Source organism: Paenibacillus riograndensis SBR5, from assembly GCF_000981585.1.
In the GTDB taxonomy this organism is placed as follows: domain Bacteria; phylum Bacillota; class Bacilli; order Paenibacillales; family Paenibacillaceae; genus Paenibacillus_AQ; species Paenibacillus_AQ riograndensis.
In genome coordinates this window covers 4,061,591-4,087,355 of sequence record NZ_LN831776.1, presented here as the reverse complement: position 1 = coordinate 4,087,355, position 25,765 = coordinate 4,061,591, and the positions used below count along the sequence as shown (strand labels likewise).

The 25,765-nt window shown below is 46.6% G+C and carries 23 protein-coding genes; 11 read left to right on the top strand and 12 right to left on the bottom strand.

The annotated features are described in order from the left end of the window. The first annotated feature begins 36 nt into the window (after positions 1-36). Positions 37-630, top strand: a complete 594-nt coding sequence (locus PRIO_RS17105) for a GNAT family N-acetyltransferase (protein WP_020432864.1) — start codon at positions 37-39, stop codon at positions 628-630. 340 nt (positions 631-970) lie between these two features. Here PRIO_RS17105 and PRIO_RS17100 read toward each other — a convergent pair whose 3' ends face one another. Continuing rightward, positions 971-1,363 (bottom strand): winged helix-turn-helix transcriptional regulator, encoded by a 393-nt coding sequence (locus PRIO_RS17100; RefSeq protein ID WP_046503698.1) that lies wholly within the window; start codon positions 1,361-1,363, stop codon positions 971-973. Positions 1,364-1,594: 231 nt separating this feature from the next. Here PRIO_RS17100 and ahlS point away from each other — a divergent pair, with 231 nt between their 5' ends. Beyond that, entirely contained in the window at positions 1,595-2,443 is an 849-nt protein-coding gene (gene ahlS / locus PRIO_RS17095) for an AhlS family quorum-quenching N-acyl homoserine lactonase (protein ID WP_046503695.1), read from the top strand. Positions 2,444-2,859: 416 nt separating this feature from the next. Here the strand turns inward: ahlS and lpdA are convergent, their stop codons facing one another. Together lpdA and PRIO_RS17085 are read right to left on the bottom strand one after the other, a co-directional pair. Further along, a complete protein-coding gene (gene lpdA / locus PRIO_RS17090) occupies positions 2,860-4,254 on the bottom strand; it encodes a dihydrolipoyl dehydrogenase (protein WP_046503692.1) in 1,395 nt (464 codons plus the stop codon). A 236-nt stretch (positions 4,255-4,490) separates the two neighbouring features. Continuing rightward, the gene (locus tag PRIO_RS17085; RefSeq protein ID WP_046503689.1) at positions 4,491-5,168 is read right to left on the bottom strand and encodes a lactate utilization protein; all 678 of its coding nucleotides are present in this window, start codon (positions 5,166-5,168) and stop codon (positions 4,491-4,493) included. Between the two features lie 112 nt (positions 5,169-5,280). On the opposite strand from PRIO_RS17085, the gene PRIO_RS17080 reads away from it, so the two are divergent. Both PRIO_RS17080 and PRIO_RS17075 read left to right on the top strand, forming a co-directional pair. Beyond that, entirely contained in the window at positions 5,281-5,952 is a 672-nt protein-coding gene (locus PRIO_RS17080; RefSeq protein ID WP_020432859.1) for a Crp/Fnr family transcriptional regulator, read from the top strand. A 250-nt stretch (positions 5,953-6,202) separates the two neighbouring features. Further along, on the top strand, positions 6,203-6,946 hold the full coding sequence (locus PRIO_RS17075; RefSeq protein WP_020432858.1) for a suppressor of fused domain protein: 744 nt from the start codon (positions 6,203-6,205) through the stop codon (positions 6,944-6,946). Between the two features lie 80 nt (positions 6,947-7,026). On the opposite strand, the gene PRIO_RS17070 is transcribed toward PRIO_RS17075, so the two are convergent. Both PRIO_RS17070 and PRIO_RS17065 read right to left on the bottom strand, forming a co-directional pair. Next, entirely contained in the window at positions 7,027-9,111 is a 2,085-nt protein-coding gene (locus PRIO_RS17070; protein WP_052741476.1) for a right-handed parallel beta-helix repeat-containing protein, read from the bottom strand. 280 nt (positions 9,112-9,391) lie between these two features. Beyond that, positions 9,392-9,952 (bottom strand): TetR/AcrR family transcriptional regulator, encoded by a 561-nt coding sequence (locus PRIO_RS17065; protein WP_231869702.1) that lies wholly within the window; start codon positions 9,950-9,952, stop codon positions 9,392-9,394. A gap of 141 nt (positions 9,953-10,093) precedes the next feature. On the opposite strand from PRIO_RS17065, the gene PRIO_RS17060 reads away from it, so the two are divergent. From PRIO_RS17060 to PRIO_RS17045, 4 genes are all read left to right on the top strand, one after another. After that, positions 10,094-10,981 (top strand): NAD(P)H-binding protein, encoded by an 888-nt coding sequence (locus PRIO_RS17060; RefSeq protein WP_020432854.1) that lies wholly within the window; start codon positions 10,094-10,096, stop codon positions 10,979-10,981. Next, complete coding sequence (locus PRIO_RS17055; protein ID WP_231869701.1) at positions 10,978-11,832, top strand: SDR family NAD(P)-dependent oxidoreductase; 855 nt, start codon at positions 10,978-10,980, stop codon at positions 11,830-11,832. Before PRIO_RS17060 ends, PRIO_RS17055 begins: the two co-directional genes overlap by 4 nt. Positions 11,833-12,128: 296 nt before the next feature. Further along, the gene (locus tag PRIO_RS17050; RefSeq protein ID WP_046503681.1) at positions 12,129-12,809 is read left to right on the top strand and encodes a response regulator transcription factor; all 681 of its coding nucleotides are present in this window, start codon (positions 12,129-12,131) and stop codon (positions 12,807-12,809) included. Then, complete coding sequence (locus PRIO_RS17045) at positions 12,802-13,923, top strand: sensor histidine kinase (protein WP_039790824.1); 1,122 nt, start codon at positions 12,802-12,804, stop codon at positions 13,921-13,923. The genes PRIO_RS17050 and PRIO_RS17045 overlap by 8 nt, the downstream gene beginning before the upstream one ends. Before the next feature lie 51 nt (positions 13,924-13,974). Here the strand turns inward: PRIO_RS17045 and PRIO_RS17040 are convergent, their stop codons facing one another. After that, entirely contained in the window at positions 13,975-14,637 is a 663-nt protein-coding gene (locus PRIO_RS17040) for a nitroreductase family protein (protein WP_020432848.1), read from the bottom strand. 403 nt (positions 14,638-15,040) lie between these two features. On the opposite strand from PRIO_RS17040, the gene PRIO_RS17035 reads away from it, so the two are divergent. After that, positions 15,041-15,631: a TetR/AcrR family transcriptional regulator gene (locus PRIO_RS17035; protein WP_020432847.1), complete on the top strand. Its 591-nt coding sequence runs from the start codon at positions 15,041-15,043 to the stop codon at positions 15,629-15,631. Positions 15,632-15,692: 61 nt separating this feature from the next. Here PRIO_RS17035 and PRIO_RS17030 read toward each other — a convergent pair whose 3' ends face one another. Continuing rightward, positions 15,693-16,547 (bottom strand): helix-turn-helix domain-containing protein, encoded by an 855-nt coding sequence (locus PRIO_RS17030; protein ID WP_046503676.1) that lies wholly within the window; start codon positions 16,545-16,547, stop codon positions 15,693-15,695. Between the two features lie 108 nt (positions 16,548-16,655). Between PRIO_RS17030 and PRIO_RS17025 the strand changes: the two genes are divergently transcribed. Both PRIO_RS17025 and PRIO_RS17020 read left to right on the top strand, forming a co-directional pair. Beyond that, complete coding sequence (locus tag PRIO_RS17025) at positions 16,656-17,804, top strand: epoxide hydrolase family protein (protein WP_046503673.1); 1,149 nt, start codon at positions 16,656-16,658, stop codon at positions 17,802-17,804. 200 nt (positions 17,805-18,004) lie between these two features. Then, positions 18,005-19,015: a GDP-mannose 4,6-dehydratase gene (locus tag PRIO_RS17020; RefSeq protein ID WP_046503670.1), complete on the top strand. Its 1,011-nt coding sequence runs from the start codon at positions 18,005-18,007 to the stop codon at positions 19,013-19,015. Positions 19,016-19,091: 76 nt separating this feature from the next. On the opposite strand, the gene PRIO_RS17015 is transcribed toward PRIO_RS17020, so the two are convergent. From PRIO_RS17015 to treP, 5 genes are all read right to left on the bottom strand, one after another. Next, positions 19,092-19,739 carry a FusB/FusC family EF-G-binding protein gene (locus PRIO_RS17015; protein WP_020432841.1) on the bottom strand — a complete coding sequence of 216 codons (648 nt, stop codon included), beginning with the start codon at positions 19,737-19,739 and terminating at the stop codon, positions 19,092-19,094. A gap of 277 nt (positions 19,740-20,016) precedes the next feature. Beyond that, positions 20,017-21,144, bottom strand: coding sequence for an NAD(P)/FAD-dependent oxidoreductase (locus PRIO_RS17010; protein WP_046503667.1), 1,128 nt, complete (start codon positions 21,142-21,144; stop codon positions 20,017-20,019). 25 nt (positions 21,145-21,169) lie between these two features. Next, entirely contained in the window at positions 21,170-22,648 is a 1,479-nt protein-coding gene (locus PRIO_RS17005; RefSeq protein ID WP_046503664.1) for an Lsa family ABC-F type ribosomal protection protein, read from the bottom strand. A 336-nt stretch (positions 22,649-22,984) separates the two neighbouring features. After that, the gene (gene treR / locus PRIO_RS17000; protein WP_082118181.1) at positions 22,985-23,719 is read right to left on the bottom strand and encodes a trehalose operon repressor; all 735 of its coding nucleotides are present in this window, start codon (positions 23,717-23,719) and stop codon (positions 22,985-22,987) included. Positions 23,720-23,750: 31 nt separating this feature from the next. Next, positions 23,751-25,751, bottom strand: coding sequence for a PTS system trehalose-specific EIIBC component (gene treP, locus PRIO_RS16995; RefSeq protein WP_046503661.1), 2,001 nt, complete (start codon positions 25,749-25,751; stop codon positions 23,751-23,753). Between the last annotated feature and the right edge of the window lie 14 nt (positions 25,752-25,765).

Here is a 25,765-nt window from a genome sequence, read left to right as displayed (position 1 = left end):
GGACTTTGCAGTACATTTCAAATAGAGGTGAAAAACATGGAAAAATCAAGCCATGTATATATGGTTACAGATCGTCTCGTTATCAGACAATTTGGCTTGCAAGATACGGAATCTTTTTATAAATACCGAGCGAATCCCGCCGTTGCCCAGTTTCAATCCTGGGAGAATTACACATACGAAGACGCGGAATCATTTGTTAGCAAGCAAATGGATCATACGCCCGGCCAACCAGGTACCTGGTTTCAATTCGCTATTGTCTCAGCTGATTCGGACCAATTGATTGGGGATTGTGCTCTCCATACACTGCTTGATGAACCCAGAATTGTGGAACTCGGTTTCACTCTCGCACCGGATCATCAAGGGAATGGATACATTCACGAGGCCCTTGAGGCCATACTCAATTATATTTTTCGAATGCTGGGGAAGCACAAGGCCATTGCTTTTACGGATGTGCGAAACGAAAAATCCATTCGAGTTCTAGAACGTTTAGGTATGAGGCGCGAAGGACACTTGTTGCAAAATTACATGTCAAAAGGAAAATGGGTGGATGAGTATCAGTATGCCGTTCTCCAGTCGGAGTGGTTGTCCCGACACAGAACTAACAAGAACTTAAGGAACGGATTGAATTAAATCTGGAGCAAATGGGGGCACCTTCGGTATAGACACAGTAAGTGTTAATTTACCGCCTAACGAAGAGTTTCACCTATAAATTTAAAAAAATTAAGAAAGCTTCACTTCAATGCCTGGTCCATTAGTTTATATTATTGGCTTTCGGTACAAGTTCTTGTCCTTAGCTTTGGGCAACTTCTTCTATCGGTATTCCCGGATAATGCGGTGCTCGTTAGGCAAATTGAAATAGTCCGTTCTCAGCCCCTTCAAAGAGTCTTCCAAGGCATAGCGGGTATCCAAGACTGCACTATTACGACGTGATATTTCATGTAATGTAAAGTTCATCAATTTATGCTGCGGCTTAATGTGAACCAGGACTATAAGCAGAGTCATACTTAACTCGCGCCTCTACAACTTGAGTGTAATTTTCTCTTCCCCACTGCCTTAACTCTTTCATCGGCTGAAGCAATGTTTCCCCTAATATTGTTAGTGAATACTCGACACTTAGAGGTACAGTAGGAGTAATGTGTCGTTGAACCACTCCATCACGTTCCAGCTTGCGTACCGTCTGGGTAAGCATTTTTTTAGATATCCCCTCAACCCTCCGAAGCATTTCTCCATATCTGATTTTACCGTCTTCCATGGTATATATAACAAGTGCTGACCACTTGTTAGAGATAATGTCAAGAACTTTGCTATAGCCGCAATTAGATAACGAAATATCAGATTGTTTAGTTGTTGATGAATGTGCCAAACAGTTCCCCTCCTATGCACTATGAAGTTCCCAGGACACTTTAAAGTGCCTACTTATATCATTTTATTTTTTGTATTACTGTATGTCTATACCAGTACTGAGCAGTTTAAGCTAAATCTGCCATAGCAAGGACACCTCTTAAGGGCGAATCCGGGTGTTCCAAGAGCAAGAAGATGCGCTCCCGAAAGGGGTTTCCTTGTACTGGATTACTTCGATGGGTGGGTAATAAACATGACAAATATAATTAAGGTGCATCCCAAGCTATATGTATTGGATAACGGTCGAATGAGCATGGATAAAAATTGGATCATCCCCATGCATAATCCAGCAACAATTAATAATCCGAATGCCCAGACACAATTTGTTGAATTTCCAATTTATACGGTATTGATTGATCATCCTGAGGGGAAAATCTTATTTGATACAGCCTGCAACCCAAACTCAATGGGCGCTCAAGGGCGCTGGGCACAGTCGACCCAACTGTCGTCTCCATGGGTGGCAAGCGAGGAATGTTACCTGCATAACCGATTGGAACAGCTTAAGATTAGACCTGAGGAAATCAAGTATGTTGTTGCCTCCCACTTACATCTGGATCATGCAGGATGCCTCGAATTGTTCACGAACGCGACCATTATCGTCCATGAGGATGAGTTTAATGGAGCACTGCAGACCTACGCCCGCAATGAAAAAGAAGGAGCCTATGTGTGGGCTGATATTGATGCATGGATCAAAAACCAGCTGCAATGGAAAACGATCAAACCGGGAGAAGACAATTTGGATCTGGTGGATGGTATCAAAATCTTGAATTTCGGAAGCGGTCATGCATGGGGAATGTTAGGTCTTCAGATCGAAATGCCAGAAACCGGCGGAATCATTTTAGCTTCCGATGCCATTTATACCGCGGAAAGTTTTGGTCCTCCGGTCAAGCCGCCTGGTATTATTTATGATCTGATCGGCTATCGAAACGCAGTAGAGAAAATTCGTACTTTGGCTGCCCGCACGAATTCCCAAGTGTGGTTCGGGCATGATACGGATCAATTCAAAACTTTGAGAAAATCTACTGAAGGATATTATGAATAACTCAACTTTCGCATACGGACGGAAAATCTTCCATGCCACCATTAACCGCACGCGAGCTTCCGAAATTTGAGTAACAATCTGTGGTCGCATAGCTCATGAGCAATTGAACCATTAGTTTATCTTATATGAAACCTTTCAATAGAACTACCCTTTGAAGTAATTTAAAAAGTAGCCGGTCATTCTGACCGGCTACCATCTTGTTATGAGTGAACTATCGTTTCACGTTAGTACACTCCAAGCACACGTCCCGTTCGGAACCGGCCAGCTCCTGAGCCGTTACCTTGTGCCTTATTCTCCTCCTCTTAACTATCGGAGCCAGCGGCTTCCCTTCGAGCCCAGGTCCCCAGAATCAAATGAGCTTCGCGCCTACTTTCTCCTTCAGACTTTCGGCAAGCTGGCGCCATTTCCGGCCAGCATCAGGTTTGTATTTTGGTTTTCATAATTTTCCTCACAGCGTTCTGCGCAGCCTCCATAATCACCTCTCCCAATGTAGGATGCGGATGGATGGTCAACGCTAAATCTTCAACAGTCGCTCCCATCTCGATTGCAAGACCAAGCTCCGATATGAGAGTTGAAGCTTCTGCTCCCACAATTTGCGCGCCTAAGATGATCCCCGATTCCGAATGGGCAATTATTTTGACGAATCCTTCTGCCGATTTGAGTGCCAATGCTCTACCGTTTATCGCGAATGAAGATCTTCCGACGATAGCCGGCATCGCTATTGCTTTGCACTCTGTTTCACTCATACCGACGCTGGACAACTCTGGCCCAGAAAATACGACAAGTGGGATTGCCTTATAATCAATGATCGTTTGCAGTCCCGCAATAGCTTCGGCTGCAACATTAGCTTCGAAAGAGGCTTTATGTGCAAGCGCAGGACCGCTGGTAATATCCCCGATAGCGAAAATATTCGAAACTTCTGTTCTACATTGTTTGTCAGTGTCAATCAAACCTTTACTCGTAGGATGTAAACCAATACGTTCTAGTCCCAGGCCGCCATCTGTGTTGGGCTTTCTTCCGACAGTTATTAATGCATATTCTGCTCTGATCGAGTAGGGGACGTCATTTTTGATATAATTGAGGGTTAAGCCATCCAAATCTTGCTTCGCGCTAACCGCAGTTGCTTCGGTTACAATAGTGATCCCGTCGGCGCTCATATGCTTGATTACAGGAGCGACCAGATCTGCCTCAAACCCGGGCAAAACTCGCTGTCCTCCCTCCAAAATGGTAACTTTGCTGCCAAATTTGGCATACATTTGTCCCAGTTCAACACCTATATATCCGCCCCCGATCACAATCAAGCTTTCAGGAATGCTGGCAAGCGACAACGCTTCCGTTGAAGACAAAATGCGATTACCGAAGGGTAAGGCCTGCAACTCAATCGGACGAGAACCTGTCGCCAGTATCGCATGTTTGAAAGATACCAACAGCTCCGTTCCCGGTTGCTCGATCCGGACAGTGTGTCTATCAATAAAACTTGCCTCCCCTTCCAAAATCGTTGCACCAGCAGTTTGTAGCAGGTACTTCACACCACCAGATTGCTTGGTGACAATGGATTCTTTAAAAGCCTGTGCCTCCAAGAAGGCATCTATGGAACCAGAACGACTCCATGTCTTGTGCGAATGGAAGCGGTGAGCCTCTGCGATTAACGCTTTGGAGGGGATACATCCCACATTCGTACACACTCCACCTATTTGACCTCGTTCAACCACGATCGTTTTCTTTCCAAGCTGTGCGGATCTTACCGCTGCTGCATAACCTCCTGGACCTGAACCAATGACTAAAGTTTCTGTTCCCATTTGGTTGGTCATATCCAAAAATCCCTCCCAATCCTTAAAATATGATTATCATAATATATTATAACCATCATATTTTAAAACGGTCAACCTCATTGAGACAGCCTGGGTTCATTTAAGATAATCATGCGAGGATGATGTGGTGCCTTTCTTCGGCCAATCCTTCATAGGTGTAGCGTATGGTCTCTCTCCCCATGGACACCATACACGAAAGCATCCTCTCTCTGCCGATTCAGATAGCTGTTGTCGTCTCAAAATCCCAAAGATTCACCAACGAGGATAACCTTTATTCTCCCCGCCGGTTTACACATTCTTGTTTGGACGATGTAAGAACAGATACAATCATCTGTTTTACAATCTCCGCAAGCACCATTGATCAGGCAGGGCGTTTTTTGCGGCGAATGTAAAAATGGGCTGGACGAACACGAACAGCGGTATACATTAATGGGAGCCGCATATGTTCTGGCTCTTATAACTGCGTCTTCAGCGGCCTTGCAAACCTTATTCATCCCAACGATAGCAATAACACTTTTCGGTCCAAAGGTAATCGCCGCTGTTCGATTGCCCACACTATCTATATTGACCAATATGCCATCTTCGCTAACGGCGTTAAAGCTCGTTAAATAGGTGTCGCACAAAAGAGATTGGCGCATGAGGTCATAACGTTCCTCCATTGTTTGCGCTTTATCACGATCAGTGATCATATAGCTGCCTTGACGTATTCGATTAAGAAGCCCGATTTCCTCAAGCGTGACTGACCCGCCCCATGATACCGAAGAATGTTCCGGAATAAATGATAGTGCCTTTTCTACAGCTTCTATGGCGTTATCACAGTAATAAGCCTCAAACTTTCTGCTTTGCAGATTTTTAATAACCTTTGAGGCTAAAAGTCTATTTCTCGCTTTTATTGAATTTTCTTTCCCTTGCATTGTTTTTCCTCCATTCTGACGTTAGAAAAGGTGACTAACTTCTTTTTTATTTATGATTATTTTAGTATAGTAAAAAGAAAAAATATGTTGCACATGCAACGAGGAGCCTCTCATGAACAACTTAGATTCCCTATGTCAATCACGTTTATTTTCGGGGATTTCCCCAAATGATATTCCCCAAATGCTTAAATGTCTGTCAGCCACACGGAAAGAATATGCAAAAGATGAGATGGTTGTCCGTGAGGGCGATTTAGTGGATGATGTCGGCATCATATTGCAGGGTAGCGCTCAAAGTACGAAATTGAGCGTCAAGGGAAAACAAATTATTGTATCCCTCCATTATCCGGGTGGATATACCGCAGTTTTAACAGCGGCTAGCCGTGGAAGAAGATGCCCTATGTCAGTACAGGCGATAGAACCACTTGAAATTCTGTTTATTCCTATCAAAAGCATATTGAGCCGTTGTACGAAGTTATGTATGGCACACGAACAATTACTTGGCAATCTTTTTGATAGTATCGCAGAACGGGCGTTAGAACTGCATGACCGAAATGATTGTCTGATTATGCCTACTATTCGGGATAAGGTCTTAACTTATTTAACAAGAGTTATGCGTGAAACTGGAACAGAAACTTTTACTATTCCTTTTGATAGAGAAGCGATGGCCGAGTATTTAGATGTAGATCGAAGTGCTTTATCCAGAGAGCTTGCATGGATGAAGCGGGACGGCTTGATTGACTTTTATAGAAACGAATTTAAGCTATTGCAAAAAGCAGTAGAATAAGCCTGCAGTTGTGGACCTAAAGACCTCCCGTTCACGCGCAATCGAGATTTACGGCCTCCTGCTCAAGTCCAGATATCCCGTTTTTGCATGGATATCCCAGGTAATTCGAATCGATAGACCCATCGCTCCGGGGCTATGCCTTTTGTTATACTTCCAAGTGAGGTTTCAAACCTTTTAGAATCAGAAATTTAATCGCAGCATCCTTCATTTCGCACGTAAATTCAAAACCCGCACAGAGGAGTGCAAAGACATGAACTTTTTCAAAAAACTGTTTGGCGGCAATGAAATAGGTAAATCGGAAGACGGTACCACAATTTACGGCTATGACGCTCCGGATGAGCGGCAGGTTACGCCTCCCTCCGAAATTTTGTACATGGAAGAATTAAACGAACATTTTAATAAAGTCTTTCCAAACCGAGAAACCGGCGTGTTCCATGAACTGATTTCAGACATCGTACATATTGATGTGAACATTATGGAAGCTACACCTGATGAGCCATACCGAGTGCTGTACACCAATGGGATGAGCGATCTGCCGATGACACTCCCACAGGAGATCCGTAAAGAGTACAAGCATCTTGAACGCACGGAGCTGATGATGTTTTTGCCGGCAGACTGGCCGCTTACGCAGAAGGATTTTGAAGCGGAGGAGAACTACTGGCCGATCCGCCTGATGAAGATGCTTGCCCGGTTCCCGCATATGTATCAGACGTGGCTTGGATACGGCCATACCATCCCCAACACGGAGGATTACGAGCCATATGCGCCTAACACTGAGCTGTCCGGCGCGATCCTGTTTGCTCTGCCGGAAGAGGTTAGCACAGTCCATACGAAAGATGGCAATCAGGTTCAGGTTTATTTCCTGGTTCCGCTTTACCGGGAGGAAATGGAATTCAAACTGGAGTCCGGTATGGATGAACTGGTTGCCAAGCTGTCCGAGCTTCCCGGTGATTTCCTCGTTCTGAATCCGAATAGGCCCAATGCTTGTAAATAACTTCCAGGATTAACGGGTTTGAAACAGCCTTAAAAGGCTGAGCCTAAGTAATGGATATGACTTTAGGTTCAGCCTTTTTATTAGAATGTAAATCCCACGTGCAGCTCTAGTGTAGCAGAGCAGTCACTGCGGCAAATTTGGGCTTCCGGCATTTTCACCAGACTGTTGCCAAATATTTCAAATGGTCCGGGTGTTACATTTTTTTCAGGGCGCAGCTTATGAAAAAAGTCGTGGTCGAAACGGTAAGGAGATCCATCCGGTTTCTCATAGTGCATCTCGGCGTGATAGCTTCTGCCGAGAAGATTAGTTGTGACTACCGTAGGAGCTGCACCACGTATTATTTCAGGACTGTGAACATGAACTTGTACCCTGCAAGTCGCCGGATCGATTTCGATCTCGATCCCGTTGTTGACATAAACCTTTGCATTTGATTCATGAGCACTGGGCACTGCGGCCTTCAAATACAGATTGCCCTGTATCGTAACGGGGAGTGCCATCTTATCGGGCTGCCATTGCTTTCCGGATTCCTTTAAAGCCGCAATTTCTTCCTTGGTATATTCCCACCACTGCTTTTGATGAGCACTCGGGTAATCGTTGTAGCCGCCCAATCCGGCAGGATGAAGATAACAGCGGGAGTTATCCGGTACACCATCCATCACCGCGGCATCTCCGTAATCCATATCCTCCCTTGGGGTGAGCGGCAGGTGCTCAAAAAAGGTCATAGGCAGCGGCTCTTTGCCCGGATCGTCATCACCTATAAATATGTTATTGTAATACCTGTCGTCGCCGCCCGTGATGTTGCTGTACCCGGCAACCGCTGTCTCATGAGGCATATGGTAGGGAGTATAGCGGGTAAGTTCGGACCGCACCACAAATCTGCCGGTAAACAGATTGTGAACAAACGCACCGCCTTGGGCCATATTGCGGAAGTTCATAGGCGACAGGAACAGGTTATGATCCACCATATAAGGCCCGTGGCAGACCTCCACAAAGAGATCCTCGGACAGATTGTCATAAAAGATATTTCGGCTGATGCGGGTGCCTTGCGCCTGCCAATCCAGCCAAAGTGCCCGATAGGAGCTATAGATGACATTCCCGCAAATCTGGGTATCCAGAGCGGCATGGAGTTTGATTCCCCCCACTTCTGCGCCGTGAAAGATGCGCTTGTGGTGAATATTATAAATGCGGTTCTGGTAGATCCGGCTAAAAGCAGCACCTAAATGTCCAACGATTCCAGCCTGTTCACAATCATGAATTACGTTGTTGCGGACAATATGGCTTCCGATATGATCCTTATGCCAATCCTTGCGCAATGCACGGAAAATAACCTCCTGCTCCCGTTGCGTTCCGCCTTTGCTGCGATTGTTCGAGTATTCGTTCGGCCCGGCAGTTATATCTTTACCTAGGCTGATACCTGTACATTTGGACTCATTGATCACGTTATTCTCAATAATCCAGCCTTTACTCCAATGGGGACCTATAAGCCCTTCTTGCAAAGCCGTTGGCGGGGCCCACTGGGGGGATGCCTGCTGGAGAGTAAAACCCCTGACGGTAATATAGTTGCGGCCGGTCTTCTCAGGCCAGAAGCAATAAGGGCGCACATTAATTTCCACATTCTCTTGGCGGGGGTCCTTGCCTCCAAAGTTCGCCCATATGGTAGTGGTAGTTGAGCTTGCTTCCGCGTACCATTGCATCAAAGAGTCCTCCGCACATTTGGCCTGCGGCCAAATCTGGGGATTGTGCAGTTTGTTAGCGCTGTCACTTTCATATAGGGATTTTCCGTCAAGATACACTTCCCCCAGATGCGGCTCGAACGCACCTTCAAACAACCAATCACCGTGCAATTTAGTCTGATAAGGGTTGCGGATGACAAACAGACTGTTTGGTACCTCCGTCCTCCAGACACCGTCCCCTTCGTCTTTCCAGTCAGCCACAGGCTCAGCACCCGTGATAACCACTTCTCCATCCCCGGCAGATTGGTATACAATCCTCTGTTCCTTTGTTCCTCCATTGGCCGGGTTGACCCATTCCCTGTAAACACCGGCATGCACGGTTATGTTATCTCCCGGCTCCGCTATAGCCGCAGCACGGGAAATAGTGCGGAAAGGTTGTGCCTCCGTACCCGGCGCTTGATCGCTTCCTTGAATTGCAACATGATATTCCACTAGATAACCACCCTTTCCTTTTATGTCCTTTATAATCATTTTAAGTTAACCATAAATATGTATTTAATTACCAAATACGACTGCTGCGTGCGGAATAACTCCAGAGCGTCTTCCACGTTATCTACTGCACCACCTATAGTTTATAATACAACACTGAAGCAGCGCATTGATATTTACAAAACTTTTGTTGATATATCCAAAGAGGAAGGAGACTATGATGCCTCAGGAACTTTTTACGCGGAAAACCCTACCACAAGTAACGGCAAGTTTTTTTGATGTTTCAATCCACGCAACAAAACGAGTTCTCATATAACTCATAGACAGTGAGCAGTTGCTCCGCAAGGCCCTTCTCTGCGCTTTTAATCCATTTCATAAATGCCATGTGAAAAATTCCAACCGCAAATCGTGCGGCAAGCTCCGACAGATCGCTATCATAGGTGGCCGCTAACGAGTTTGTGACAGACGCAATGAGCCGTTGCCCCTTCAACAGCTCCCGTTCCTGCAGATCAGGGTTGCTTTGAATAATTTGATTCCGCGCCAGCACCCTCTCCCGCGAGCCTTCGAAGAACCCGGAAGTCGACACAAAGCCTTCAACCGCAAGCTTCAGCGGTTTTTTCTCGACGTCAACATTGTCCGTGATAAAAGCCGCGACCCGCTGCCCCAGCTCATTGTTTGTGTCAAAAAGCACATCCGACTTGTCCTTGAACTGCCGGAAAAAGGTTCGTTCTGTCACACCCGCAAGACTCGCAATCTCCTGCACAGTCGTGTTTTCATAGCCTTTTTCCATAAATAATTTGGTGGCCGCCGCCTGTAATTTTTCTTTGCTTTTCAATTTTATCATCCCTAATTATGGTATTAATGTTATAAATAAGAAAAGGTCAGTATCTGACATTTTTTCTTGACAATAAAAAACCCGAGGGTATACAATGATTGCAAATGTCAGTTTGTGACACTATTTTATCAAAAAGAAGGAGAATACACAATGAAAATCTTAGTACTTGGCTCACTTGGCAATATTAATCGTTACTATCTTCCACGCCTTATCGCTGATGGACACGACGTCACGGTCATCACAAGCTCTAGTGACCGTATCGCCGACATCGAAGCGCTCGGTGCCAAATCAGCAGTCGGCTCAAACCGGGACGCCGACTTCCTTACCCGGGCTTTCAAAGGTAGCGACGTTGTTTATCTCATGATTTCAGGCATCAATCCTGCCTCCGGCATCGACATGTGGCAGAGCGCCATCGAGCTCGCTGAAAATTATAAGACCGCCGTGCAAAATTCGGGCGTGAAAAACGTCGTCAACCTCAGCTCAGTCGGTGCTGACAACCCTAACGCTGGCATCCTTTACATGTATCATTTTGCAGAAGACGCGCTTAACTCGCTTGAAGACGTGAACGTTGCTCATATTCGTCCTGTCGGCTTTTACAGCAATCTTTTTGCCGACATGCAAAGCCTCAAAACGATGCAAACCCTCTTTAGTCCAGTTTCGGCTAATATAGAGCACAGTTGGGTCAGCCCCATTGATATTGCGGATGTCGCTTACGACCTGATTGATCACACCCCAGCGGGCAAAAGTACGAAATTCGTCGTTAGCGACTGGGCCACAGGCAACGACTGGCTCAAGGCTCTTGCCGAGAATGGTATCGAAGCCAAATACCAACAAATCCCTATCGAAGCCCTCGTTGAAAATATGATAAAACTAGGCTTCCACGAAGACACCGCTAACCGCTTCGCCCAGATGAGCCGCGCCGGTGAGAGCCCTGATGAATTTTACGCCAGTCTGCGCGCCACCGACTACCACCTGGGCAAAGTCAAGCTCGAAGACTTCGCGAAAATTTTTGCTGCTATATATAAGGAGGAAAGATGATGAACGAAACACGTACGGATATTGAAAACAGAGTATTTTTGATTTCAGGGGGAACATCCGGAGTAGGAAAAGCCATCGCAACGGGACTAGCCAGACTTGGCGCCAAGGTCGTGATCATCAGCAGAAGTGCGGAGAGTGGACAAGCTGCATTAAAGGATATTTCGGAAGCCACAGGCAACAACAGGGGAGATTGGGTGGTGGCGGATCTTTCCCTACAGTCATCGATCCGGGAAGTCAGCGATGTGATCAAGCGGAAATACGATCAATTGCATGTGCTTGTTAATGCTTGTGGTGCAATCTATTTTAAGAAGGAACTGACGGCTGAGGGGATTGATCGTACGTTCGCGGTCAATGTGCTTAGCCATTATCTGCTGACTAACCGGATGCTCGACATCCTCCAGGAAAGCGGGCCTGCACGCGTCATCACAGTGTCGGGTAACCCTAGATTTTTTAAGAATCCCGTCATTAACTTCGATGATATTCAAATGGAGCGCCAGTATAGCGGGATGAGTGCAGCCAACCAGTCGCTGTTCGCCAAGACGCTGTTTGCTTTCGAATTGGCACGGCGTTTGGAAGGAACGGGAGTGACCTCCAACGCTTTTTATCCGGGGTTTGTGAAATCCAATCTTTCGAGGAACGCGCCTTGGTATTTAAGAGCCGCTGCACCTCTCATGAACGCATGGGTCAAAGCAGAATGCGAGATCGGGGTTTATCTGGCATCCGCGAAAGAATTAGAACGCACAAATGGCGTGTTCTTCGATGATAAGAAGCAGACCGTACCGATTTACACCAAGTTTGATGATGGGGCGGGCAACAAACTGTGGACCTTGTGCGAAGGGCTGACAAGCTAACTGAGCCGCTTGTCTAGCGATTGAGGATGGATCAATCTCCAACTATGACCAGGCTGCCGACATGGATCAAACCTTCAGATTTTCTTCAGAATTATCCCCTTAATTTCCTCAGCTTTTTTCATTAAAGTTTCTGTATCAGACAAATAATAAGGGGCGATATGTAGCGGTGTATTGAATTCCGGGATGATCTGCCTTTCGATTCTCTCCGGATTTCTTACCGCCATCACCTTCTTTCTCTGCTTGATTAAAAAAGTGTATAATAAGCTACTAAGTTCATGTAGAAAGGGCCCTCGCGAATGAATACTGTTCTGGTTGTAGATGATGATTCCGAGATCCGGGACATCATTCATGTCTATCTACGAAATGAAGGATACCATGTGATCGAAGCGGCTGACGGCGAAGAAGCGCTGAAGGTTATCGAATCCACACCGGTTCAGCTGGTGATCCTGGATGTCATGATGCCGCGTATGGATGGAATCAAGACCTGCCTAAAAATCAGGGAAGTATCAGACACTCCCCTTATTATGCTGTCTGCAAAAGAAGAAGATATTGATAAAATTACGGGGCTAACCACCGGTGCCGATGATTACATGACCAAGCCGTTTAATCCGCTGGAATTACTCGCCCGTGTAAAAGCCCAATTCCGGCGGCAAGCGTTGATTGGGAAGGCGGATTTCAATTCACTTCTATTGATTAAAGACCTTGTAATTGACAAGAGTAAGCATTCCGTGAAAGTAAAGGGAATCGATATCCCCGTAACGCCTCTGGAGTTTGCCATTCTGGTGCTGCTGGCCAGCCACCCGGGACAGGTGTTTAGTTCAGAGCATATTTATGAAAGTGTATGGAAAGAGCCCTTTGGCAACTCCGATAATACAGTAATGGTCCATATCCGTAACCTGCGTGAGAAATTAGATGATGACCCCCGTAATCCTCAATATATAAAAACAGTCTGGGGGGTTGGCTATAAAATTGAATAAACCCGTACGGCAACCCAAAAGAAAAAAGTTGATACAGGTTAACATCTTATTCAGCATGCTGTTAAGTCTAATTATTTCCGTGTCCTTGAACAATTTGCTCATTTACTTCGTGTACCAGGCAGGGACAGGTATGGACTGGCTGAAAAAGGCATTCCCATATTTTATTACCCCCTTCTTTCTGCTTGTGTTTACTATTACTTTTTTTGGGCTGACACGCCGAATCGTCAAGGACCTGATGACATTGGAACGTGGTCTTCAAATGATCACTGAAGGGGATTTGAATCACCGGGTACCCGTTCACCGGCAAGATGAACTTGGGCGGGTCGCTTATAATATCAATCAGATGACAGAACGTTTGCAGCTGCAGATTGCGAAGGAACGTGAAAACGAGAGATCCAAGATGGAGCTGATTACCGGAATTTCGCATGACCTGCGCACACCACTTACCAGTATCATCGGATACATTGAGCTTTTAAGAACAAAATCGTTCCAGGATCAGGAGGAATACACCCGCTTTGTGCAAAATACGTACAACAAATCCATTCATCTGAAGAAACTGCTGGATGATCTATTCGAGTACACTAGGCTCAATTCCATTGACACCCGGCAAAATGTACACCGGATTGATTTGTTCCAGTTACTGAAGCAATTGCTTTTTGAATTTGAACCGATCGCTCATGATAATGCGATTCATATTATAAAGGATATTGGCAGCTCTCCTGTGTTGATTTTTGTGGACAGTGATAAAATCGCCAGAGCGATTGATAATTTGCTGATGAACGCTCTGAAGTATTCGGTTAAACCCGGAGCGATCCACGTTCGAATGATAACAGATCCTAAACAGGCCGCAATCGAGGTCGAAAACAGGGGAATTCCTCTAACTCGTGAACAACAGGAAAAGCTATTTGAACGTTTTTATAAGGTTGACCACTCCAGAAGCAGCGAAGGCATTCAAACCGGTGCCGGACTGGGTCTTTCCATTGCGAGGAACATCGCTGAACGACATGGGGGTACTCTGACGCTGGATCATGTAAATGATGTGTTTACGTTTAGGCTCACAATACCAATTAAAGATCGCGATGCCTTGTTAGAATCTGAGATGCAGAACCTGTAAAAGACCTTAGCCCGCCTTTGTTTATGCGGCGCCAAGGTCTTTTTCATTTTGTTATTCCTCAGGCATCTCGTTAAAGAATGCTACATCATCGACTGCCAGCCTCATTGTCGGATGACCGGATTTCGCCGCCTTGCCGATGGCAATCAGCATAATCGGAACGTAGCGTTCTGATATACGGAAAGCTTCCATGAACTTTTGTTTGTCGTAGCCGCCCATCGGTACTGTGTCGTAGCCTTTAGCGCGGGCGACAAGCATAAGTTGCATCGAGACTAGTCCGCCGTCGGTATAAACTTTTTGGTGGATGGCCTCGGACGACATGTTCGAATACATGCCGGTATAGCGTTCCACAAACGATTTAGCCGTCTCTGCAGGCATGTAATCCGCATCGACCGCCATTCCGTAAATTTTCTCTGCCCATTTATAACACTCCAAATCTCCGAGTACCGCAATGACAGCCGAAGCCTCGACCACTTGCTGTTGATTGAATGCGATCGGAAGCAGCTTCTGTTTCAGCTCCGGCGAGTCGATAACGAGAAACCGCCACGGCTGCAGGTTAGCGGCTGAAGGGGCCAGCGTGGCTTGACGCAACATTTCGGTCAATTCCTCCCGTGAAATTTTGCTCTTGGGATCAAAGCTGCGAACCGACCGGCGTGCTTGGATAACATCGAAAAAAAGTTGGTGCTCCGCCGTTTTCGACGGTTGTGAAACCGACATGGTCCTCTCCTCCTTTGTGATAAGCTGCATTCAGCATTTTGTTTCAATGCAACACTATATAGAGTGAACATAAGAAATTTACATTAGGGACTTCGTCGGGACTCCGGAGAATGTTTGGACTTCCGGCCGCTGTTGTCTGCAGATTTCTTGATTTGTACCGCTGTTCGCGGTGGAAATCCGCAGACAAAGGCGGACGCTACCGCTCCTCCAGTTCCAAACTTCCCCTCCATCCCTTTTCCCTTTTGTTAGTTTTTCAAGTTCACTCTGTATAGTTGTTTGAACAGCACCTGCTGTATTTGTATGTTATAATAACAACCGATTGATTCACAATCATCAATAACCTTAAGGCGTTGGATAGACAACACCATCTCTATAATGTCTTTTTTGTTGAGGAGATCTAACGATGACAATTAAAAAGAATGAAGCTGATCCTCGTGTGATTCGTACACGGCGGCTCCTTCAAGACGCTTTTGCTGCATTACTTCAAGAAAAAGACTTTGAGTCGATAACCGTTAGGGATATTGCGGAGCGGGCTACTGTTAACAGGACGACCTTTTACGCGCACTTTGTAGATAAATTCGAAATGCTTGAGGCCAAACTAATGGAGTCATTTATGACAATCATTAATCGTAGAATAAGCGGTCACGAAGTATTAAATGAGGAAACCCTTCAGAGTATTTTTCTGGGGGTATGCGATTTTCATAAGGGTCTAAGCATTATGTGCAAGAGAAGGTATACATCGCTTGGACTTGTTTTCGAAAATCAAATAAAGGAAAAAATTCAAACCCTAATTCTTTCTTTTATAGATAAAGACAAGATGCAATCGGGTCCAAATGCGCAATTCTTAATAAATACAGCTTCTATTATGTTAAGTTGGGGGATGTATGGGGCGGCTTACGTTTGGAACAATGAGGGGTGTCCAATAAGTGCGGAATCCTTCGTTAAACAGACTATGCCCTTATTGATGAACGGAGCCAAAGAACTGCTGGGATAAGTCCGATCGCTAACGATTAAGCCGCCGCATAGGGCGGGCAGTGTTCAGCAATAGAATTAGATTAGCTGCTGACACTGGCCAACTTACGGGAAGCCGTCCGATAGGTCGTCGGTGACATCCCTCTTCTGGCGGTAAACTGTTTGATAAAGTAGGTATCGTACTCAAATCCAGTCGCACGTGCAACTTCATTGAGGCTCATATCTGTATGTACCAGAAGTTCACCCGCAACTTTTAAACGATGTGAAAGCAGGTAACCCATCGCTGTCTTCCCGCATCTTTCCTGAAATCTCTTATTTAGAGTCACACGGTTCAAATGGCCGCATTTTGTTAAATCCTCCAATGAAATCTTTTGCGGATAATTCGTGTGAATATAGTCCAGCACTGCATCGACAGGCGAGTGTTCACGGGTCCGGTTCAATTCCTCCAACAACCCCAAAATTTGAATAAGGTACTTTTTTATTCTGCACACCCAAAGTTCATCACTTTGCGCCTTCACTTCCATACCCAGTATAAAAAACCATTCGAGCAATAGCGGATATGCTTTTTCCGTTACACGAGGTACTTCATTACTGTAAAAAAGGGAAAGTCCTGTTTGGATTCTAGGCTGTGCAGGAAAATACTCCTTCGTTTCGGACGTTTCGGAAAGCTTAACGCTTTTAAGAAATTCGCGGTGAAAATGAAAGGATTGTGCCGATACGTTAATCTTTTCAATCACTTGCACTTGAGCGTCTTCAGCCAAACAAAGAACACCAGGAGCACTGACAGAGATTGGACGTTGGTTCAGCATCCCCTTTATACTTCCAGACGTTATAAAAATCAGCGTAAACCGTTCCGGATATGGAAGAATACTAAAATCCTCCACTGCTGCAAATTCTATATTCACGGTTCGTTTTTTGTGCCGGTCTGCTTGTGGCATAAGGAATCACCTGTCAAATAGTATAGTTGATTGCTTCACTTCATTCAGTGTAACATACAAGCTCCATGTATATAATAATGTTGTAAAAAGAAAAAAGGAGGAACCATAATGGCTGTTGAACCGTTTCATATTCATGTCTCCGATGAGATTCTTGACGATCTGCAATATAAGCTGCATCATATCCGTTGGCCCGATGAACTGGAAAACTCAGGCTGGGACAGAGGGACGGATTTAAGTTTTTTAAAATCACTAGTTTCCTATTGGAGGGATCATTACGACTGGCGTGCCCAAGAATCCATGCTGAACCGCTTTTCCCAGTTTCGTTCCAATATTGATGGGATAGATGTGCACTTCGTGCACGAGCGCGGCAAAGGCCCTAACCCTCTCCCCATTATCCTTACCCATGGCTGGCCCGACAGTTACCTTCGTTATCAAAAAATTATTCCTCTCCTTTCGGACCCTGCCAGTTATGGCGGGAATCCGGAGGACTCCTTTGACGTTATTGTCCCTTCCCTGCCGGGATTCGGATTTTCCGGTCACCCTGATCGGCCGGGCGTCAACAATTTTCGGGTCTCCCAAATGTGGGCCGAACTGATGACAAAGGAATTGGGGTTCCCCAAATTTGCCGCTGCAGGCGGAGATATGGGCTCCGGTGTTACGCGGTATCTGGCCGCAAACCGTCCTGAACTTTTATATGGAATCCATCTAACGGATGTTGGGATTATAAGAAGTCTCTTAACTCTACAGGACGAGTCGGAATGTATGGAAGAAGAACGGCAATATAAGAAAAACGCTTCTGAATGGATCTCCCAGGAGGGGGGCTATATGGCCATTCAATCGACAAAACCCCAGACGCTTGCTTATGGACTTTCCGATTCGCCGGTAGGTTTGGCAGCCTGGATCATCGAGAAATTCCGCACCTGGAGCGATTGTAAGGGAGACCTCAGCCAGAAATACAGCAAGGACGAGTTGTTGACTCATATAATGATCTACTGGGTGACTAACACCATAGGCTCAACAGCACATATGTATTATGAAAATACGCATTCCTTGCCGCCATTGGGCCGCATAGAAGTTCCGACAGGAATAGCCATCTTTCCCGGGGATGTATTACAGCCGCCTAAATCCTGGGCGGTGCGCAATCTGAATGTAACCCGTTGGACCACCATGCCCGCCGGCGGGCATTTTACCGCTATGGAAGAACCGGAAGCGCTGGCCAATGACATTCGTGCATTCTACAGATCTTTTAGACAATAACATCTCCTCCCCAAAAAACCGCCTGCATGGCGGCTTTTTTGTCGTGCTATATTCTTCTCTCCCAACTGTACTTTTTGAGATAAAAGCCATAACAGAAAAAAATATATTGTAATTATTTAGAGAGTGGTATATCATCGGCAAAAATGGATATTTCAACCTTCACTTTCGTCTTGACCATAATACTTTGGGAGGTTATCACGATGAAAAGCTCTTTATCGGATTGCCGCGCTTTAGTTACAGGAGCTTCCGGATTTGTAGGTGCCTGGCTAACTCATCATCTCATTGAACAAGGTGCTGAAGTAACCTCTGTCTTGAGTGAGTTCAACCCGCGAAGCCAGTTTGCAAAACTGGGATTGGACAAGAAGATTCGCTGCTATTATGGTTCGATTGCCGATTACAACTTGATTGAACGCGCAATTACAGACGGAAAAATCAACACTATCTTTCACCTCGCTGCTGTTTCCCTTCAAGATTTAGCCTACCAGATCCCCTGGCAAACTTTTGAAACAAATGTAAAAGGTACATATAATCTGCTGGAGGTTTGCCGTATTCACCAGGACCAGATATCGAAAATAATAGTCGCATCCAGTGACAAGGTTTACGGTGACAGTCCCGATCTCCCTTATGATGAAGGGATGCCCATTCAAGGCAGAAATCCCTATGATGCCTCCAAGTCTTGTTCCGATCTTATTTCTCAGAGTTATAGACATAGCTTTAACTTGCCTATAGTGATAGGCCGTTTCGGCAATATTTTCGGGGGAGGCGACTTGAATTTCCGCCGGTTAATTCCAGGAACCATACAGCGGTTGTATGCACAACTTCCGCCAATTATTAGAATCCCTTCCAACGGGATATACATGAGAGATTTCTTATATATTCAAGACTTAATGGCCGCCTATATGGCTATGTACCATTATGTAAATAATGAGGGGACGGGTAATGTTTTTAATTTTGGAACAGGCAAGCTTTGGGACATAAAAAAAGTCATTGAAATCATTCAACGTGTCATGAACCTTGAACATATTGAACCGCTTTATGAACATCAAAAAAACAGCGAGATTTTGCACCAATACCTGTCAACGGAAAAAGCAAAATCTGCGCTCAATTGGTCTGCAGAGACTTCTCTCGAAGAAGGAATCAGAAAAACGGTGGATTGGTATCACAATTATTGGAATTCCGATTCCCAAAACTATGAAAGCGCATTAAATTGAACAATCGAATAGATAGTATAGAATATGGCTTCCAGCAAAACAGGCTGCCTCTAGAGGCAGCCTGTTACAGTTATTGTTATTTACGAACGGAGTCAATGAACTTCTCCAGCGAGGTTGTATTGGTAATGCTCTGATTACAAGCATGGCCGTCCATACATACGTATTGGCCAATGGAAGAATATTGATCAGGCAACGCATTGGCTGGCTTGGTCTTGACCGTTATGAACGCAAGCTCCTGATGCCGGTTGCAGAACATGCAGTACCCTTTTTTGTGGGTCGGCGTGATTCTTCCTTCGATGCCGATGAATTGTCCTTCGAACGTATAGACTATGAACAATTTGTTCGTAGCTATATCTACCCAGCTCAGATAGGTCACATATCTAAAGTCAATCGATTGCAGATCAGGCATTTTGAGCTTTTTATTCTTCGGGAACAGCTTCTGGATCTGCTTCAGAGTAATCGGCGGAAATGGCTCCAGGTATGGCTCTAACGCGTAAAGATAACTCTGGAATTCATGTGCTGTCTCTAAGCCCGATACTTGTTCCAGCATCCGTTCCTGCTCAGTTGTCAGAGAAGGGAACGCTTCGATGATATTCACAGCTGTACGGTATCTTACCGTCTTCAAGACGCTCTGATCCGCAACGGACCGCAGTGTCTTCTGGAGAAAATCCGTTTGTTTCTTAATTACATTGTATTGATGGTTTCTAATAAATGGTGTATTCATAGCTTTCAGCCCCTTATTTATTATAAAAAACATAAGGTGCAAAGCCATTATTAGAAACGATATTGTCAAGCATGGGCGATTGAATCCACTCTCCCGCCCTCACGCAAAGTATCGCCCCTAGATCAGGCTTTGCATGAGGACTTCCTAGCTAATGAGCAATTCGGCATTGCCATCAGTAAAACCCCCTATCAAGATGAACATAAAAAAAGTATAGCAGGAACACCGGAAAGGTGCAATAATTGGCAGGCTCCTTGTTTATATCTGATTTCTGCAAGCATCAGCCTTCATCTACTGCATTCCGGATATCATAATCAGTAATATCTATTTCCAATTCCATTCCCAGGGCCAGTTGTGCCAGCTGCCTTCCTATATACGGGCCCATCGTCAATCCCGACGCGCCGAGTCCATTTGCCGCAATCAGCCCTTCCCAACCGGGGACAGCCCCCATCACCGGAAGAAATCCGGGTGTAAAGGGACGGAAGCCCACTCTTGTCTCCAGATACGTGCAGTTCGCTAAACCTGGCGCCAGGTCTATCCCTTTATGAAGAACCTCCTGCATCCCGCCGGCAGTGACTCGCGTATCGTAGCCCGTAATTTCATTTTCGTGAGTCGAGCCGATAACGATCCTTTGCTGATCCAATGCCAGCAGATATTGATCATTAGGCGGAATAATTACAGGCCAGACGTCTGCGTCTTGGCGGTCCGGAATCTCCAAATGGATGATTTGCGCCTTTTGGAAACGCACCTTAAAATCAATGCCTAATGGCTGCAGCAGCGCACTTGCCCAAGCACCCGCACATACAATGATGCTGTCAGCCGAAAAGGTTGTACTCCCGGCAGTTACGCCGGTTACACGGTTGGCATGAACCTGAAGCGATGCCTCCCCGTGGATAACAACAGCCCCGCTCCGCTGTGCGGACCGGATGAGCGCATCACGCAGCGCGCGCCCGTCTACCCTGGCGGCACCGCTGATGCGAACGGAAGCCCATCCTTCGGCCAGCAGCGGGAAAAGCCCGCGTGTTTGAGATTCCGTAAGCTCTGTAATTTCTCCAATTTCCGGGGCATCCGTCTTGCGCAACGCGGCCCGTTCCTTCATCTGCCCGATTTTTACCGGATCATGATGAACACTTAAGGCACCTACCCGGGCATATCCGGTTTCGGTTTCTCCTTCTTCTTGAAGCTGCGCAATCAATTCAGGGTAATAACGGGCCCCCGCTGTGGCTAGACGATACCAAGCCTGATTGCGCCGCTGGGACAGCCACGGGCAGATGATTCCGGCAGCGGCATCGGTTGCTTGCCCTATATCCTTGCGGTCTACCACAAGGACATCTGCACCTGCTTTGGCTAAGTGATAGGCGGTTGATGCCCCGAGAATTCCTGATCCGATTACAATGACTTTCTTCATGAAAGCTTCCCTTTCCTGAACGGGTTCAAAGTTCAATGGTCTTCGTAGCTACGTTGCTGCAGAACTCGCGGTCATGCTCCACAAAAAGGATAGTCGGCGTATATTCCAGCAGCAGCTCCTCAATCTGCATCCGGGAAATGACATCGATAAAATTCAGCGGCTCATCCCAAATGTGCAGATGCACTTGTTCACTCAGGCTTTTGGCAATCAGGACCTTCTTCTTCTGACCGCCGCTGTAAGTGGACAGATCCTTCTCAAATTGATTTCTGGAAAAATCAAGCTTACGCAAAATCGATTTGAACAGGGTCTCGTCAATACCGTTGTCCCGGATGTAATCGGCTAAGCTGCCCTGCAAATGCGAAGTGTCTTGGGACACATAGGATATTTTCAATTGGCTATCCTTCATAAAGCTGCCCGTATAAGGGATAACCTCGCCGCAGATTAATTTGAGGATGCTTGATTTTCCGGAGCCGTTTTTACCCGAAAGCGCGATCCGCTCCCCTTGTTCAATCGTAAAATTCACATTAGCGCAAACCTGCTTCTCTCCATAAAAAATAGAGACCTGTTCCAGCTCCGCCAGTATGTTCTTATGGTAAGCAAGCTGCGTTATCTCCAGGGTGTCTGAGCTCTCAATATTTTTCAGCAGCTTGGACTTTTCGGTAATGGCCGACTGCTGCCTTTGCTCAATAGATTTGGAGCGCTTCATCATTTTGGCTGCCTTATGGCCAACGTAGCCCTTGTCTATCTTGGAGCCGGAATTCCGGGTGCCGTTTTTGGATTTCTCCACTTCATGGGACCAGTTCCCCGTGCGTTTGGAAGAGTCAGACAGCCGTTTGATGTCTTTTCTAAGCTTCTCATTTTGGGCAAGCTCAAAGTTATCCTGTCTCCGCTTATTCTCCCACCAGCTGGAGAAATTTCCTTTTTGAATCTCGATGTTAGTTTTGTTGATGGACAGAATGTGGTCTACACAGTGATCCAGAAAGGATCGGTCGTGAGAGACCAGAATATATCCGCTTTTGGTATTCAGATATTCACTGACCAGCGTCCGGGCATGCATGTCCAAATGGTTCGTGGGTTCATCGATCAACAGAAAGCTGTTTTCCTTAATGAACAATGCAGCCAGCAGCACCTTCGTCTGCTCCCCATTGGATAAGGAGGCAAAGGGCCGGTACAGAACGTCTTCGTCCACCTGCAATAGCGACAGCTCACGCATGAATTGCCAGTGAACATAGTCTGGAAACATGTCGCTGATCACATCAAGCGTATGGTACTCTTTGTTAGGCACCGGATACGGGAAATATTCAAAGTTAACCTTAGCCGAAATGGTTCCGCTATATTCATGTTTGCCGAGAAGCAGTTGAAGAAAAGTAGTCTTTCCCCTTCCGTTCCTTCCCGTAAACCCCAATTTCCAATCGGTATCGATCTGAAAATTCACGTTCTCGAAGATGTTATCGTAGGTGCCCTCATAGGCAAAAGTAAGGCCGGTAACATTAATTAATGACATTGCGTGGTCCTCCTGTATACAAAAATAAAAGCCGCAAGAAAGTTCATTTCTCGCAGCTCAAATAGATACAGCAAATCAAGCCCATATAAGGGCAGATTAAGGACCTATCGTATGAGAGAAAAGAAAATGGAACTTTCTTGCTTAAAACATAATAAAACATGCGAAACCTATCGCATTGTAACGTTTTATTCGTTTCTGGATCAGCAAGAAAATCCTACATTATCCTTTTCAACCCCAATCATTAAATTAAGTGCATTTTATCATACCGGTTGATTAAAAACAACTCTAACCCTTAGTGTATGCTGATTCCTGTGATGTACTGGACTAGAGCTGCTGTTATAACGGGTTACCTTCCATTTGCGCCCGGCGGGCAAAATCTACGAACTGAAATTTATCCAGCCGGTGGCGGGACTCGGTATACTGAAACAGCTGGGTATCGACGAGATGCACGTAGTTGCGCACAACGACGATATGCTGGTAATCATGCAGGTCGAGCAGCTGCCGATCTTCGGAGGTCACTTCTTCCACCGAAATTTCCTTTTTGGCGTAGCTGATCCGCAGATGCAGCTGGCCTTCCAGGTATTCATATATGGAATCCTCAGCGGCAGCAGCCGGTATGGAAGGAACGACGGACGGCAGGAAATAATCCTTGTCGAGGATAATCTTCTCGCCTTCGATCTCCCTTGCCCGGATCACTTTCCACACGGGTTCATTCTCCCTGATAGGCAGACGCTGTGACACACTGCTTGAACAAGGAACAAGGCTGTTCTCATAGACAATGGTGCGGATCGAACGCCCCAGCTGATCTGCAACCTCCTTGAAGCTGATCAGGCCGGAGACCGGAAAGTTCAGGCGCTGCGTATCCAGCACAAATGATCCCTTGCCTTTGATCTTGTGAATGTACCCGTTCTCCGAGAGCATTTGCAGCGCTTTGCGCACCGTTTCTCTTGAAGTGCTGTAAGCGGCGGCAAGCTGGCTCTCGGAAGGGATTTTCTTCCCCGCCTGAAGCTGTCCCGATTGAATCCGTGCGGAGTAATCATTATAGATGTGCGAATAAATATTTTTGTTCACTAGAATCACCATGCTCATCTTATCATGAAAGTTATCCTTGCAGATAGATCTTTAATACGGCATCCCGGTGAGCCTCATCTCCGCCGGTGAGTTCTTCCACCCGCTCAATGACATCTTGTCCGTCCGGGACAATAATAGGTGAGATCAGCGGGTAACCAGCCGCCGCTATGGCGTCGCGGTCAAATTCGAGCAACAGCTGCCCGGCTTTCACTTTATCACCTGCGGCGACATGTGAAGTGAATCCGTTGCCCTTAAGGGATACGGTATTGATTCCAATATGAATCAGCAGCTGCACACCGGAGGCATGCTCCAGAATGACGGCATGTTTACTCTTAATCACATGGGCAACTGTAGCATCAAAAGGTGCGGTTACCTTTCCTTCGAATGGCTCCACAGCTACGCCTTTGCCCATCTGCCGCTCCGCGAAGGCCGGGTCAGGCACTTGCTCCAAAGGCACAATTCTGCCCCGGACAGGTGACAGGACTTCCAGCACGTTAACGGCTGTAGCCGGACTGGATACCGGAACGGAATCTGTATGAACCTGTGCGTGTGATGGAGCAGATGGCTCAGTTTTGCTTGAGGTTTTTGCAGTAGTATCGTCCGTACGCTCAGCCTCATCCGTTCCCCGGCTGCGGACCTTTCCGAACAGCACGGTGGCTGTGAAAGGCACAATCAGCACGATTGCCATGCCGATGAAGAACACTCCCCACTGGCTTGGGAAGATGGACAGGAATCCGGGAATACCGCCTACCCCGATGGAAGAGGCAAGCACATTATTCATAGCCAATAGCACACCGGCAATGGCTGAACCCAGCATCCCGAAGATAAAAGGATATTTGAAGCGCACGTTCACCCCGAAGATGGCAGGCTCCGTAACTCCCAAGAAAGCGGAGATCGAGGAGGTGACGGCCAGCCCCTTGGTTTTTTCCTGTTTGGCGACAAACATCATCCCGAGTGCGGCAGCCCCCTGGGCAATGTTCGACAATGCAAGCATCGGCCACAGGAAGGTCCCGCCTTCCGAGCCAATCAGCTGGATATCGACGGCCAGGAAGGTATGATGCATTCCTGTAATAACCAGAAGCGCATACAATCCTCCATAGATCAATCCGCCCAGCGCCGGAAAACCGCCAAAGATGCTGACCAGTCCGGATGTGATTGCATTAGCGATGACGAAGGTAATGGGTCCAATAACCGTGAAGGCCAAAAATCCGGTAATCAGCAGAGCCACTGGCGCTACAATCAGCAGTTTGAAGGAGTCGGGCACCTTTTGATTCAGCCACCGTTCCAGACGGGCGAGTAAATAAGCGGACACCAGCACGGGCAGCACCTGCCCCTGATAGCCGATTTTGTTGACATGCCAGCCGAACAGATCCCATACCGGGACGGTGCCTTCCACCTTGGCATCTGCATAACCATAAGCGCTAAGCAAATCAGGATGAACCAGAATAAGTCCGAGAACGATCCCCAGCAGCGGACTGCCTCCGAAGCGTGTTACCGCCGACCAGCCGATTAGAGCCGGAAGGAAGGTGAAGGCGGTGCTGGCAATCGTATTAATAATGGAAGCGAAATCCTTCCACTGCGGATAGACCTCGACCAGAGACTTGCTGTCAAAAAAGATGCCAGGACCCGTAAGAATGTTATTAATCCCCAGCAGCAGACCCGCCATGACGATGGCCGGCAGAATCGGGATGAAAATATCTGCCAGCGTCTTGATCGCCTGCTGCAGCGGATTTTGCTTTTTGCTGGCCGCCGTTTTCACTTCGTCCTTGGTTGCCCTGCTCCCTCCAGTAATGCTGAGCATTTCGTCATATACCTTGTCCACCAGCCCCGGGCCGATGATCACCTGGAATTGCCCTTGCGAGGAGAAATGGCCCTTGACCAGGTCGTTTTTCTCCAGAGCGTCTGTATCCACTTGGCTCTCATCATGCAAGGCAAAGCGCAGCCGTGTTACACAGTGTGTAGCGGCTTCAATATTTTCTTTTCCTCCGACGGCCTTTACGATTTCTTCTACATTCTGCCTGTTAATAGCCATATCTGCTCCCCCTT